The organism is Kocuria sp. UCD-OTCP (assembly GCF_000349605.1).
GTDB classification, from domain to species: Bacteria; Actinomycetota; Actinomycetes; order Actinomycetales; family Micrococcaceae; genus Kocuria; species Kocuria rosea.
This window is the reverse complement of record NZ_AOSQ01000016.1, coordinates 85,001-98,474: the sequence shown is the minus strand read 5'-3', so window position 1 is coordinate 98,474 and position 13,474 is coordinate 85,001. Positions and strand designations below refer to the sequence as shown.

General features: G+C 72.1%; 10 protein-coding genes and 1 tRNA gene. 9 read left to right on the top strand and 2 right to left on the bottom strand.

Features of this window, described 5'->3' with window-relative positions:
- Positions 1 to 116: 116 nt before the first annotated feature.
- A complete protein-coding gene (locus H488_RS24945; RefSeq protein ID WP_017832866.1) occupies positions 117 to 593 on the top strand; it encodes a PaaI family thioesterase in 477 nt (158 codons plus the stop codon).
- 49 nt (positions 594 to 642) lie between these two features.
- Here the strand turns inward: H488_RS24945 and H488_RS24940 are convergent.
- Positions 643 to 726, bottom strand: a tRNA-Leu gene (locus H488_RS24940).
- A gap of 227 nt (positions 727 to 953) precedes the next feature.
- Between H488_RS24940 and H488_RS24935 the strand changes: the two genes are divergently transcribed.
- The 4 genes from H488_RS24935 to rpsA all read left to right on the top strand — a co-directional run bounded on the left by H488_RS24935 (position 954) and on the right by rpsA (position 7,658).
- Positions 954 to 1,556, top strand: a complete 603-nt coding sequence (locus H488_RS24935; RefSeq protein WP_031282683.1) for an ANTAR domain-containing response regulator — start codon at positions 954 to 956, stop codon at positions 1,554 to 1,556.
- Positions 1,557 to 1,640: 84 nt separating this feature from the next.
- Positions 1,641 to 4,529, top strand: a complete 2,889-nt coding sequence (gene polA / locus H488_RS24930; protein ID WP_017832864.1) for a DNA polymerase I — start codon at positions 1,641 to 1,643, stop codon at positions 4,527 to 4,529.
- Between the two features lie 62 nt (positions 4,530 to 4,591).
- Positions 4,592 to 6,004 (top strand): GNAT family N-acetyltransferase, encoded by a 1,413-nt coding sequence (locus H488_RS24925; RefSeq protein WP_017832863.1) that lies wholly within the window; start codon positions 4,592 to 4,594, stop codon positions 6,002 to 6,004.
- Positions 6,005 to 6,176: 172 nt separating this feature from the next.
- Complete coding sequence (gene rpsA / locus H488_RS24920; RefSeq protein ID WP_017832862.1) at positions 6,177 to 7,658, top strand: 30S ribosomal protein S1; 1,482 nt, start codon at positions 6,177 to 6,179, stop codon at positions 7,656 to 7,658.
- A gap of 114 nt (positions 7,659 to 7,772) precedes the next feature.
- Here rpsA and H488_RS24915 read toward each other — a convergent pair whose 3' ends face one another.
- Positions 7,773 to 8,492, bottom strand: coding sequence for an IMPACT family protein (locus H488_RS24915; protein ID WP_017832861.1), 720 nt, complete (start codon positions 8,490 to 8,492; stop codon positions 7,773 to 7,775).
- 90 nt (positions 8,493 to 8,582) lie between these two features.
- On the opposite strand from H488_RS24915, the gene H488_RS24910 reads away from it, so the two are divergent.
- The 4 genes from H488_RS24910 to H488_RS24895 all read left to right on the top strand — a co-directional run bounded on the left by H488_RS24910 (position 8,583) and on the right by H488_RS24895 (position 13,252).
- Positions 8,583 to 10,304 carry an alpha-amylase family protein gene (locus tag H488_RS24910; RefSeq protein WP_017832860.1) on the top strand — a complete coding sequence of 574 codons (1,722 nt, stop codon included), beginning with the start codon at positions 8,583 to 8,585 and terminating at the stop codon, positions 10,302 to 10,304.
- A gap of 44 nt (positions 10,305 to 10,348) precedes the next feature.
- Complete coding sequence (coaE, locus tag H488_RS24905; protein WP_017832859.1) at positions 10,349 to 10,966, top strand: dephospho-CoA kinase; 618 nt, start codon at positions 10,349 to 10,351, stop codon at positions 10,964 to 10,966.
- Positions 10,967 to 11,103: 137 nt separating this feature from the next.
- Entirely contained in the window at positions 11,104 to 12,861 is a 1,758-nt protein-coding gene (locus H488_RS24900) for a BCCT family transporter (protein WP_017832858.1), read from the top strand.
- Positions 12,862 to 12,982: 121 nt separating this feature from the next.
- A complete protein-coding gene (locus H488_RS24895; protein ID WP_017832857.1) occupies positions 12,983 to 13,252 on the top strand; it encodes a hypothetical protein in 270 nt (89 codons plus the stop codon).
- The last annotated feature ends 222 nt before the right edge of the window (positions 13,253 to 13,474 follow it).

The window sequence follows — 13,474 nt, the reverse complement described above, 5'->3', positions numbered from 1 at the left end:
GGGGTCGCCGGCACCACGAACCTCGTCAAGGTGCACCGCGTGGGCGACGTCGCCGACGCCGGGGAGCTGCTGGGCAGCGGGCAGCGGCGCGAGCGCGTGGGACCGTGGCGGGAAGGGTGAGCAGCCCCCCGGCCATGACCCCCGAGGAGCACTCCCGGGACCTGCGCGAGCACGGGGTCCCCGAGGAGCTGCACGCCGCCTTCCCCGGTCACGGGATGGGTGGTCTGGCCCGGGCGATGGGCATCCGGTTCACGGAGCTCACGCCCGGGCGGGCGGTCGCCACGATGCCGGTCGAGCCGAACACGCAGCCGGGCGGGATCCTGCACGGGGGGGCGCACTGCGTCCTCGCCGAGACGCTCGCCTCGACCGCGGCGAGCGTGCACGCCGGTCCGGGGCGGTACGCGGTGGGTGTCGACGTCAACGCGACGCACCAGCGCGGCGTGGCCTCCGGGACGGTCACCGGCACGTGCACGGCGCTGCACCTGGGCGCCACGCTCACCGTCCACGAGGTCGTGATGACCGACGAGCGGGGGCGGCGGCTGTCCACCGCCCGGGTCACCAACCTGGTGCGGGAGCGGGGCGCCGCGGGCTGACGGCACGGGGGTGGGACGAGAAGACCCCGGACCGAGAGGTCCGGGGTGCTGGTGCCCAAGGTGGGACTCGAACCCACACTCCAGGGGAACCGCATTTTGAGTGCGGCGCGTCTGCCAATTCCGCCACTTGGGCCTGCGGTCGCAGTCCGCGCCGCCTCGGGAGGGCGGCTCCTGCGCTCGACCACTCTACAACAGTTATAGGCTGGGGCTGATCGGACGGAATGCGCGGCGCCGGGCAGTCTGGCGCCGCCGGCCCCGCCGCCCGCGCGGCGCGGGCAACGACGCACCAGCAGCCAAGGAGTCAGCGTGACGGAGCAGCCGAACCCCTCCCCGGCGGAGGAGCCCGAGACCCGCGACGACCTGTCCGGCGAGGCGGCGGAGAACGACCTGCGCCCGGCCCGCCGGGTGGTGGTCGCCGAGGACGAGACCCTGATCCGCCTGGACATCGTGGAGATGCTCCAGGATGCGGGCTACGAGGTGGTCGCGGAGGCCGACAACGGCCAGCGCGCCGTGGAGCTCGCCCGCGAGCACCGCCCCGACCTCGTGCTCATGGACGTGAAGATGCCCGTCCTCGACGGGATCACCGCGGCGGAGCAGATCGCCTCGGACCGGATCGCCCCGGTGGTCCTGCTGACGGCCTTCAGCCAGCGGGAGCTCGTGGAGCGGGCCCGCGAGGCGGGGGCCATGGCCTACGTGGTCAAGCCGTTCACGGTGGACGACCTCGTGCCCGCCATCGAGATCGCGATCTCCCGCGCCGAGGAGATCGCCGCGCTCGAGCGCGAGGTCTCGGACATGAAGGAGCAGTTCGCCACCCGCAAGCTCGTGGAGCGCGCGAAGTCGCTGCTGACCACCAAGATGGGCCTCACCGAGCCCGAGGCGTTCCGCTGGATCCAGAAGACCTCCATGGACCGCCGGCTGTCCATGCGGGAGGTCGCCGAGGCCATCATCAACCAGGTCGCCTGAGCGCACCGTCCGGCCGCGCCGGCTGACCCGCCGGGCCCTGGCGGACCGCCGGTCCCGGCTCCCGCCCGGCCCTAGGATGGGTCCGTGGAGAAAACGACGCAGCACACGCAGACCGACCCGAGCCCCGAGACCGCTGTCCGCACGGTGACCGTCGGGACCGACACCGACCACCCCGTCGACGTCGAGATCCCCCACCCGGTCTCCCGGCCCGAGCGCAAGCTGCTGCTGGTCGACGGCCACTCCCTGGCCTTCCGCGCGTTCTTCGCGCTGTCCCGCGCCGCGGAGTACGGCGGCGGGCCCGCCTTCGTGACCTCCGACGGCCGGCACACCGAGGCCGTCTACGGCTTCGTGAACACGCTCGTGAAGCTGATCCGCGAGCAGAAGCCCACCCACCTGGTGGTCTCCTTCGACCTCGACGGCCCCACCCTGCGCTCCCAGGAGTACGAGGAGTACAAGGGCGGACGGGACGAGACGCCCGAGGAGTTCCACGGGCAGGTCCCGCAGATCCGCCGGATCCTCGACGCCCTGGGCGTGCCCGTGGTCACCGCCGAGGGCCACGAGGCCGACGACGTCCTCGCCACCCTCGCCCGCCGCGGCGCCGAGCAGGACTACGAGGTGCTGGTCTTCTCCGGGGACCGGGACGCCTTCCAGATGATCGACGAGCACGTCACGGTGGTCTACCCCGGGCGCACCCCGTCCGACCTCAAGCACATGGACGCCGCCGCCGTGGTGGAGAAGTACAAGGTGCCGCCCCAGCACTACCCGGACCTCGCGGCCCTGACCGGGGAGCAGGCCGACAACCTCCCCGGGATCCCCGGCGTGGGCGCGGGGTTCGCGGCCAAGTGGATCCTCGCCTACGGCGGCGTCGACGCGATCCTCGCGCACGCGGACCGCGTCAAGGGCAAGAAGGGCGAGGCGCTGCGCGAGCACCGCGCCGACGTCGAGCGCAACCGCCGGCTCAACCGCCTGATCACCGATCTCGCGCTGGACGTCGACCTCGCCGACGCCGGCCTGCCCGTGCCCGACGCCCAGGCGGTGGGGGAGGTCTTCGACGACCTCGAGTTCGGCGACGGCCTGCGCAACCGGCTCTTCGACGCCTTCGGGCGCCCCGCCGAGGAGGCGGCCCCGCCGGCCGACCTCGGCCTGGGCGAGGTGGAGCGCCCCGGCACCGCCGAGGACCTCGAGCAGTGGCTGGCCGGCGGGGAGGGCCCCGTGGTGCTGCACGCCCTGCACCGCGACGACGACCCCGTGCTGCCGGGCGCCCGCGAGCTCTCCGGAGTGGTCCTCGCCCGCGGCGGCCACCAGCCGTCCGCGCTGTTCCTGGACCTCGCGGCCGCCGACTCCGACCTCGAGTCCGCACTGGCCCGCTGGCTGGCCGACGCGGACTGGCCCAAGATCGTGGACGGGCTCAAGGACGTCTGGAAGTCCCTCGCGGTGCGCGGCCTGCCGCTGGCCGGGGTCGTGGACGACCCCCAGCTCTCGGCCTACCTGCTGCAGCCGGCGCGGCGCAGCTACGAGCTCCCCGCGCTGCTCGAGGACCGGCTGGGCCTGGCGGTGGCCCCCGCCGCGGACGGCCCCGCCGCCGAGGGGCAGCAGCAGCTCGCCCTGGACGCCGAGCCCTGGCCCGCCCCGGCGGTGCTCCGGCGGGAGGCGGAGCTGGCGGTCGCCACCGTCCAGCTCTCCGAGCACCTGTTGGAGAAGCTGGCCGAGACCCACCAGACCGCCCTCCTCACGGACCTCGAGCTGCCCCTGGCCGTGGTGCTGGGCCGGATGGAGCTCGCCGGGATCGCCGTGGACCCCGAGGGGGTGCAGGTCCTGCTCGACGACTTCGCCCGGGTGATCGAGCAGGCGCAGCAGGAGGCGCACGCCCAGATCGCGGAGCCCGTGAACCTCGGCTCCACCAAGCAGCTGCAGCAGGTGATGTTCGAGGAGCTGGGGCTGCCGAAGACCAAGAAGATCAAGTCCGGCTTCACCACCGATGCCGACGCCGTGGCGGAGCTGCTCACCCGCACCGACCCGGACTCCAAGGGGCACCGCTTCCTCGCCGGCCTGCTGGCCTACCGGGACGCCAACAAGCTCCGCCAGACCGTCGAGGGCCTGCAGAAGGCCATCGCCGAGGACGGCCGCGTGCACACCACCTACATGCAGAACGTCGCCGCCACCGGCCGGCTGTCCTCCACCAACCCCAACCTGCAGAACATCCCCGTGCGCACCGAGGAGGGCCGCCGCATTCGCGGGCTGTTCGTGGTCGGGCGCCCGGAGGACGGGCGGGCCTACGAGCAGCTGCTCACCGCCGACTACTCCCAGATCGAGATGCGCATCATGGCGCACCTGTCCGGGGACGAGGCGCTGATCGAGGCGTTCCGCAGCGGCGAGGACCTGCACCGCTTCGTCGGCTCGAAGATCTTCGGCGTGGCCCCGGAGGAGGTCACCGCGCCCATGCGCTCCAAGGTCAAGGCCATGAGCTACGGGCTGGTCTACGGGCTGAGCTCCTTCGGGCTCTCCAAGCAGCTGCGGATCCCCGTCGACGAGGCCCGCACCCTGATGAGCGACTACTTCACCCGGTTCGGGGCGGTGCGCGACTACCTGCGCGGCGTCGTGGAGCAGGCCCGCGAGGACGGCTACACGGCCACGATCGACGGCCGCCGCCGGTACCTCCCGGACCTCTCCAGCGACAACCGGCAGCTGCGCTCCATGGCCGAGCGCGCCGCCCTCAACGCCCCCATCCAGGGCTCGGCCGCCGACATCATCAAGAAGGCGATGCTCGGGGTGGACCGGCGCTTCGCCGACGAGGGCCTCGGCTCCCGGATGCTCCTGCAGGTCCACGACGAGCTCGTGGTGGAGGTCGTGCGCGGGGAGCGCGAGACCGTGGAGCGGGTGCTGCGCGAGGAGATGGGCGGCGCCGCCGAGCTGTCCGTGCCGCTGGAGGTCAACGTCGGCGCGGGCCGCTCCTGGCACGAGGCGGCCCACTGACCGGCCGGACCGGCGCCCCGGCCGGCCCGCTCCCCGACCCCACCGCGAACGAGGAACCCACCATGGACCCCCAGCACGACGCTCCGACGACACCGTCCACCCCCGGCACCGTGACCGAGTCCTACTCGGCCGGCGGGCACGACTACACCTTCGCGGAGTTCGGCGTGGGCCCCGGCGGCGTCGCGGCCAACCCGGCCGCCGTGGAGTGGGTGCGGGCCATCCGGCAGGGCTTCCACCAGGCGGAGCCGACCGACGAGACCCTCGAGCGCACCCTGTCCTGGATGCACGCCGAGCGGGTGCGGCTGCGGGCGGCGTACCCGCACGCCGTGCCGGAGGCGGCACTCCCCACCCGGCGGCCCGTGGCGACCTTCACCTCCTGGGAGGGCTCGCTCAACGCGGGCCGCGGCCGGCTGCTGCGGGCCCGGCTCATCTCCGAGGTCACCGTGCGGCCCACGCACAGCCGCCGCGGGCTGCTGCGCCGGCTCATGACGGGAGAGCTCGACCGCGCCCGGCGGGACGGCTACCCCGTGGCGCTGCTGACCGCGACCGAGGCCACCATCTACGGCCGGTTCGGGTTCGGCGCGGCCACGTTCAACCGCGAGGTCACCGTGGACGCCACGACCCGCCTGCAGCTCAAGGCCCCGACCGTGGGCAGCGTGGAGATGGCCGACGGTGAGGCGGTGCGCCAGCTCGCCCCCGTGCTCTTCCAGCGCTTCCACGAGAGCTCCCACGGGTCGGTGAGCCGGGTGGCCTACCACTGGCCCGAGTACACGGGGGAGTACGCCATCACCCCGCAGAAGGCGGACCCCGAGGTGCGCTGCGCCGTGCACTACGACGACGCGATGCGCCCGGACGGCTACGTGACCTACCGGTTCGAGCCCAACACCTCCTACCCGCTGACCCTGACGGTGCTCGACCTCGTGGGCGCCTCCCCGGACGTGTCGATCGCCCTGTGGGAGTTCGTGACCTCCCTGGACCTCGTGGACCAGGTCCGCTTCGGCCGCGCCCCCGTGGAGGACCCGCTGGTGTGGGCGATGGCGGACCGGGCCAAGTACCGCGTCACCGCGGAGTCCGACAAGGTGTGGGTGCGGGTCCTGGACCCCGCCGCCGCGCTGGAGGCCCGCCCGTACACTTTCCGCGGGCGGATCGTGATCTCCCTCGTGGACTCGATGGGCTACGCCGACGGCGTCTGGGCACTGGACACCAGCAGCGGCACGCCCGTGGTCGAGCGGCTGGGCGACCGGCCCCGCACCGCCGACGACGACGCCGGGCGGTCGGTCCCCGCGGTGGAGCTGCCCGACGGGGCCGACGTGGCGATGCGGGTGGACGTGCTCGGGTCCCTGTACCTCGGGGCGGTGAAGGCGAGCACCCTCGCGCAGGCGGGACTGATCGTGGCCCGGGACGAGGACGCGCTGCGGGACCTGCAGGACTTCATGGAGACCCCGACCGCCCCGTACGGCGTCACACAGTTCTGAGCCCGCGCGGCACGGCGGGTCGCGTGTTGCGCCCCTTTTCCTCCGTCCGTAGACTGACCCGGTGCGTGCTCTGCACGTGCCCTGTCCAGCAATCCTTCGGAACGGCCGCGGTCCGGCCGGACAATCTCCGTTCCGACTGATCACAAACTATCCCCATCGGAGCCCCTACTACATGACCACCACCACCCCGCAGGTTGCCGTCAACGACATCGGGTCCGCCGAGGACTTCCTCGCCGCTGTCGACGCGACCATCAAGTACTTCAACGACGGCGACCTCGTCGAGGGCACCGTCGTCAAGGTCGACCGCGACGAGGTCCTTCTCGACATCGGCTACAAGACCGAGGGCGTCATCCCGTCCCGCGAGCTGTCCATCAAGCACGATGTCGACCCGGACGAGGTCGTGACCGTGGGTGATGAGGTCGAGGCTCTGGTCCTCACCAAGGAGGACAAGGAAGGCCGCCTGATCCTGTCCAAGAAGCGGGCTCAGTACGAGCGCGCCTGGGGCGACATCGAGAAGATCAAGGAGGACGACGGCGTCGTCACCGGCACCGTCATCGAGGTCGTCAAGGGCGGTCTCATCCTCGACATCGGCCTGCGCGGCTTCCTCCCCGCCTCCCTCGTCGAGATGCGCCGCGTGCGCGACCTCGCGCCGTACATCGGCCAGCAGATCGAGGCGAAGATCATCGAGCTGGACAAGAACCGCAACAACGTGGTTCTGTCCCGCCGTGCCTGGCTCGAGCAGACCCAGTCCGAGGTCCGCTCCAACTTCCTGCACAAGCTCGAGAAGGGCCAGGTCCGCACGGGCACGGTCTCCTCGATCGTCAACTTCGGTGCCTTCGTGGACCTGGGCGGCGTCGACGGCCTCGTGCACGTCTCCGAGCTGTCCTGGAAGCACATCGACCACCCCTCCGAGGTCGTCGAGGTCGGCCAGGAGGTCACCGTCGAGGTCCTGGACGTCGACATGGACCGCGAGCGCGTCTCCCTGTCGCTGAAGGCGACCCAGGAGGACCCGTGGCAGCTGTTCGCCCGCACCCACGCCCTCGGGCAGGTCGTGCCGGGCAAGGTCACCAAGCTCGTCCCCTTCGGCGCGTTCGTGCGCGTCGAGGACGGCATCGAGGGCCTGGTGCACATCTCCGAGCTGGCCCAGCGCCACGTGGACATGGCCGAGCAGGTCGTCTCCGTGGGCGACGAGCTGTTCGTCAAGGTCATCGACATCGACCTGGACCGCCGCCGCATCTCGCTGTCGCTCAAGCAGGCCAACGAGGGCGTGGACCCGGACTCCACCGAGTTCGACCCGGCCCAGTACGGCATGGCCGCCGAGTACGACGACCAGGGCAACTACAAGTACCCCGAGGGCTTCGATCCCGAGACCAACGAGTGGATCGAGGGCTACGAGACCCAGCGCGCCGCCTGGGAGCAGCAGTACGCCGACGCCCAGTCGCGCTGGGAGGCGCACAAGGAGCAGGTCCGGAAGTCGATCGCCGAGGACGCCGAGGCCGCTGCCGGCGGCACGACGAGCTCCTCGTCCTCGTCCTCCTCCTCGTCCGCGCCGGCCCCGACCAGCTACTCCTCCGAGGCCCCGGCCGCCGACTCCGGCACCCTGGCCTCCGACGAGGCCCTGGCCGCTCTGCGCGAGAAGCTGACCGGAGCCTGATCCGACAGGCACCGCCAGGCCGTTCCGCACGGCGCTGACCACGACGGCCCCCACCCTTCGCAGGGCGGGGGCCGTCGTGCTGTCCCCGGGGCCGCCGGACCGGCCGGGCGCCGCTCAGGGCCGGCTGCCGGCGGGGGTGTCCACCCAGTCCGTGCCGACGGGCCGCAGGACACCGGCGCCGGCGGTCAGCGAGGCCACGCGGGAGTGCAGCGCGGCGACGGCCGCGTCGTCGTCGGGCAGGGCGAGGCCCAGCTCCGCGCCGGCCGCCCCGTAGGCGGTGTCCAGGACTGTGGTCCCGGCCGCGCGCAGCTCGTTCTCGATCCGGCCCGCGTCCGCGTGGGAGGCGGGGAGCCGGTAGAGGCGCTGCCGCCGGCGGACCACCAGGGACGCGCCGTCGAGGGCCTGGGACACGGCCTCGGAGTAGGCCCGGACCAGCCCTCCGGCGCCGAGCAGGGTGCCGCCGAACCAGCGGACCACCACGGCGCTCACGTCCGAGAGGTCGGTGACGTCCCGGCCGGCCGCGTCTGTGGCGGTGCGCCGCAGCACGAGGGCCTCGAGCATCGGCAGACCCGCGGTGCCCGCGGGTTCGCCGTCGTCCGAGGAGCGCTGCACGTCCCGGTCCGGGCCCAGGACGAACGCCGAGCAGTGGTGGCGGGCGTCGTGGAATCCGCGCCGCAGCTCCTCGGCCAGGGCCCGGGCCTCGGCCTCCGTGGGCGCCCGGCGCAGCACCGCCAGGAAGCGGGAGCGCTTGATCTCCAGCTCGGCCACCGCCTCCGTGCCCGCGGCGAGCGTCGTGTACCGGGTCGCGCGGCTGAGCAGGGGGTCCGGGTCCATGCTCCCCACTCTAGGCCGGGCCCCGCGCGCCCTCGACGGGACCGGGACGGGGTGCTAGACAGGGGAGCAGCCGCGACCGAGGGAGCAGACATGCGCATCGCCGACACCTCCGACCTCTGGTGGAAGCAGGCGGTCGTGTACTGCGTGGACGTCGAGCGGTTCCTGGACACGGACGGCAACGGCGTCGGCGACATCGCCGGGCTGGCCGAGAGGGTTGACTACCTGGCGGAGCTCGGCGTCACCTGCCTGTGGCTCATGCCGTTCTACCCTTCGCCCAACCGGGACGACGGCTACGACATCACCGACTTCTACGGCGTCGACCAGCGGCTGGGCAGCTTCGGCGACCTCGTGGAGCTCGTCCGCACCGCCCAGGACCGCGGTCTGCGGGTCATCGCCGACCTCGTGGTCAACCACACCTCCGACCAGCACCCGTGGTTCCAGGCCGCCCGCTCGAGCACGGACAGCCCGTACCGCGACTACTACGTGTGGCGGGCCGACGAGCCGCCGGACACCTCCGGGAAGGCCGTGTTCCCCGACCAGGAGGGCGGCATCTGGACCCGGGACGAGATCACCGGGCACTGGTACCTGCACCGCTTCTACCGCCACCAGCCGGACCTCAACCTCTCCCACCCCAAGGTGCGGGACGAGATCGCGAAGATCGTCGGGTTCTGGCTGCACCTGGGCCTCGACGGCTTCCGCGTGGACGGGATCCCCCAGCTGCTCACGCTGGCGCAGGGCGACGACTTCGAGAACCAGGGCGGGTTCACGGACCCGCACGGGTTCCTGCGCTCGCTGCGCAGGTTCGCCAACCGCCGCAACGGCCGGGCCGCCCTGCTGGGCGAGGTCAATCTGCCCTACCAGCAGCAGCTCGAGCTGTTCGGCACGGAGGACGCGGGGGAGCTGACCATGATCTTCGACTTCGTGGCCATGCAGAACCTCTACCTCTCGTTGGCCCGCCGGGACGCCGGGCCGCTGGCGACCGCCCTGAAGAACCGGCCCCGCATCCCGCAGGACGCCCAGTGGGCCAACTTCGTGCGCAACCACGACGAGCTCACCCTCGATCAGCTCTCCGCGTCCGAGCGGGAGGAGGTCTTCGCCGCCTTCGGGCCCGAGGAGCGCATGCAGATCTACGGCCGGGGCCTCACCCGGCGGCTGCCGCCCATGCTGGACGGGGACCGGCAGCGCATCCGGATGGTCTACTCGCTGCTCTTCTCCCTGCCGGGCACCCCGGTGCTGTACTACGGCGAGGAGATCGGCATGGGCGAGAATCTCGCCGCCGAGGGCCGCATGGCCGTCCGCACGCCCATGCAGTGGACCTCCGGGCGCAACGGGGGGTTCTCCTCCGCCGGCGCCGAGGACCTCTCCGGCCCCGTCGTCGAGGGGGAGTTCGGCCCCGCGGCCGTGAACGTGGCCGACGCCAAGCGGGACCCGGACTCCCTGCTGAACTTCGTCACCACCCTGGCCCGCCGCTACCGCGAGTGCACCGAGCTGGCCTGGGGGCCCGCCGAGGTCCTGGACCAGCCGCGGCGGGAGGTCCTCGCCCACCGGTGCTCGTGGGAGGGCTCCGGCATCGTGGCGCTGCACAACTTCTCCGCCGAGCCCACCACGGTGCCGCTGCGGCTGCCGGACGAGGAGGAGGGCACCGAGCTGCTGGACCTGCTGGGCAGCGGGACGTGCACCCTCGACGCCGACTCCTCGGCCGAGCTGGCCCTGGAGGGCTACGGGTACCGCTGGCTGCGGGTGCAGCGGGCGCACGGGCCCGGCACGCTGCCGGACGTCATGACCACCGTGGCCGGGGCCGGGGAGGCCTGAGCGCCCGGCGGGGCGCGGCCGGGACCGGCCGATAGCATGGTCCCATGCTGACCATCGGACTCACCGGCGGGATCGCCTCGGGCAAGTCCACGGTCTCCCGGCGGCTCATGGAGCTCGGGGCCACCGTGGTCGACGCCGACGCGATCGCCCGCGCCCTGCAGGAGCCGGGCCGGCCCGGTCTCGAGGGGATCGTGGAGGAGTTCGGACCCTCCGTGCTGACCCCGGACGGCCGCCTGGACCGGGCCGCGCTCGGCGCCCGCGTGTTCGCGGACCCGGAGGCGCGCGCCCGGCTCAACGCGATCATCCACCCCCTCGTCCGGGCGGAGGCGGAACGGCTCGCGGCCGGGGCCGGGGAGGACTCCGTCCTGGTCGAGGACATCCCGCTGCTCGTGGAGACCGGCCAGCACGGGCGCTTCGACCTCGTTCTCACGGTCCAGGCCCCGGTGGAGGAGCGCGTGCGGAGGATGGTCGAGGACCGCGGCATGACGGAGGCCGACGCCCGCGCCCGGATCGCCGCCCAGGCCACCGACGAGGAGCGGGCCGCCGTCTCCAGCACCGTGCTGGTCAACGACGGCACCGTGCAGCGCCTGCTCGACCGCGTGGACGCGTGGTGGGAGTGGCACGTGGAGCCGCGCCTGGCGTCCACGCCGTCCCGGGAGTGAGCCTCCACCTCAGGACGACCACGCGGTAGGGTCGTAGCAACCAGAACGCACCACCGACGCACACGACCGACGCACACAACCGAGACACGGCGGCCGTCCGCTCGTCCGAGGCCGGGGGCAGCCGGGGAAGCACGGCGATGCTGAACAGACTGCACGACTCCCTGCGACTGCGGACCAGTCCCACCATCTTCTTCGGCTCCGCGCTGGTGATCGCCGCGTTCGTGGTCCTGACGCTGGTGTTCACGGAGTTCATGGACGCTGTCTTCGCGGACGGCTCGACCTGGGTGATCGAACAGCTCGGCTGGTTCTACATCCTGGGTGTGACCGTCTTCCTGCTGTTCCTGATCTACCTCATGGTCAGCCGCTTCGGTCAGGTCCGGCTCGGGGCCGACGACGAACGGCCCCAGCACACCAACTTGTCCTGGTTCTCGATGCTCTTCGCCGCGGGCATCGGCACGATCCTGATGTTCTGGGCCGTCGCCGAACCGGTGAACCACTTCGCGAACCCGCCCCGGCAGGGCGTCGAGCCGGCCTCCATGGAGGCCGCCACCGAGGCGATGGGCTTCACGCTCTACCACTTCGGGCTGCACACCTGGACGATCTTCACCCTCCCGGCACTGGCCTTCGGCTACTTCATGTACAAGCGCAACCTCCCGCCGCGGGTGAGCTCCATGTTCCAGCCGCTGCTGGGGGAGCGCATCCACGGGCCGGTCGGGCGGCTCATCGACATCCTGGCCATCGTCGGCACCCTCTTCGGCGTGGCCGTCTCGATCGGGCTCGGCACCATGCAGATCAACAGCGGCCTGGCACGGCTCTTCGGCATCTCCGAGTCGGCGCTGTCGCAGATCCTCATCATCGCCGCCGTCAGCCTCGTCGCCTCGGTCTCCGTGGCCCTCGGCCTCGACCGGGGCATCAAGCGGCTGTCCAACACCAACATCCTCATCGCGATCGCCCTGCTGGTCTTCATCCTCGTCTCCGGGCCCACCGTGCTGATGCTCAAGGGCATGGTCGAGTCCGCCGGCACGTACCTGTCGATGCTCCCGGCGCTCGCCTTCTGGAACGACTCGCTCGCGGACACCGGGTGGCAGAGCGGCTGGACCGTCTTCTACTGGGCGTGGACCATCACGTGGTCCCCGTTCGTGGGCATCTTCATCGCCCGCATCTCCCGCGGCCGCACCATCCGCCAGTTCGTCTCCGGGGTGCTCGCCTTCCCCACGCTGTTCTCCGTCATCTGGTTCGGGATCTTCGGCATGGGCGTGTTCGACATCGAGCTCAACGGCGGGGGCGGGCTCGTGGAGGCCGTCGTCGACGAGGGCGACATCCCCGGCGCGATGTTCGTCTTCCTCGAGAACTTCCCGTTCTCCACCGTCACCTCCGCCGTGGGCGTGCTCATCGTGGTGCTGTTCTTCATCACCTCGATCGACTCGGCCGCCCTGGTCATGGACACCATGGGCAGCGGCCACGAGGAGGAGTCCCCGGTGCACCAGCGCGTGTTCTGGGTCGTCGCCATCGGCCTCATCGCCGCGATCCTGCTGACCGCCACCGGCGCCACCGGGCTCGCCGCGCTGCAGAACGTGGCGATCCTCATCGGCCTGCCGTTCTTCGTGCTCGGGTACGTGATGATCTACTCGCTGCTCCGGGCCCTGCGCGAGGACGCCGGGGAGGTGGGCGTCCTGCCCACCCGCCAGTGGCGCCGGGTGCTGCCGCCCGAGGAGTTCCGCCGCCGCACCTCCACCGGCGCCGAGGTGGACGAGGAGATCGTCGTGGCCCCGGACTACGTGCACGGCTCGGAGCCGGCCAACGCCCCGGCCATCGAGCACCCGGAGCAGCCCGACTACGTGCGGGAGTACCGCACGAGCACCGGCTCCCTCAAGCAGATCCGCGACGTCGAGTAGCCGCCCGGACACCAGGGACCGTACGGGCCCACCGGCGTCACACCCGCCGGTGGGCCCGGTCCTTGCCGGCACCCGGGCGCTAGACTGGTGATCACCATCACAGTCGGCAACGGGGGACGTCATGGCGCGGAACAGGCAGAACACCAACCGGGACGGCGAGCAGCAGCACCGCATCCTCGACCGGCTCAACGCCATCGCGATGCGCGTCTACGGGCCGGGGGACCGGCTGGCCCAGGCGCAGGAGGGCGAGAGGATGAGCGAGGCCGCCCAGACCTGGTACCAGGAGGTCCAGGAACACTTCTACGTGGAGAAGGACGAGCACGGCAACGAGTACCTCTACCACCGGGACGACTCCGGCGAGGGCACGAACACCGGCAGCTCGCGCAACTAGAACTCTCGCGAAGGGCGGGGAGCCTCCGGAGGCTCCCCGCCCTTCTGCGTGCGCTCTCCGGACGGGCGGAGGCGACGGGACGGCGCCGTGTCGGGTCAGCGCCCCGAGCCCTGGTCCCCGATAGGCTCCGAGAGCGCCGGAACACCCCTGCCCGGGACGCACCCGCCCCTGCACCGAGAGCGAGCACCTGTCGTGACACCGGATCCCCACCCCGTCTCCCGG

Bases quoted from the DNA above. Each gene is read 5' to 3' on its own strand.
- H488_RS24925 (WP_017832863.1), top strand. From the start codon at position 4,592: ATGGACCCCCAGCACGACGCTCCGACGACACCGTCCACCCCCGGCACC.
- rpsA (WP_017832862.1), top strand. From the start codon at position 6,177: ATGACCACCACCACCCCGCAGGTTGCCGTCAACGACATCGGGTCCGCC.
- H488_RS24915 (WP_017832861.1), bottom strand. From the start codon at position 8,492: ATGGACCCGGACCCCCTGCTCAGCCGCGCGACCCGGTACACGACGCTC.
- H488_RS24910 (WP_017832860.1), top strand. From the start codon at position 8,583: ATGCGCATCGCCGACACCTCCGACCTCTGGTGGAAGCAGGCGGTCGTG.
- coaE (WP_017832859.1), top strand. From the start codon at position 10,349: ATGCTGACCATCGGACTCACCGGCGGGATCGCCTCGGGCAAGTCCACG.
- H488_RS24900 (WP_017832858.1), top strand. From the start codon at position 11,104: ATGCTGAACAGACTGCACGACTCCCTGCGACTGCGGACCAGTCCCACC.
- H488_RS24895 (WP_017832857.1), top strand. From the start codon at position 12,983: ATGGCGCGGAACAGGCAGAACACCAACCGGGACGGCGAGCAGCAGCAC.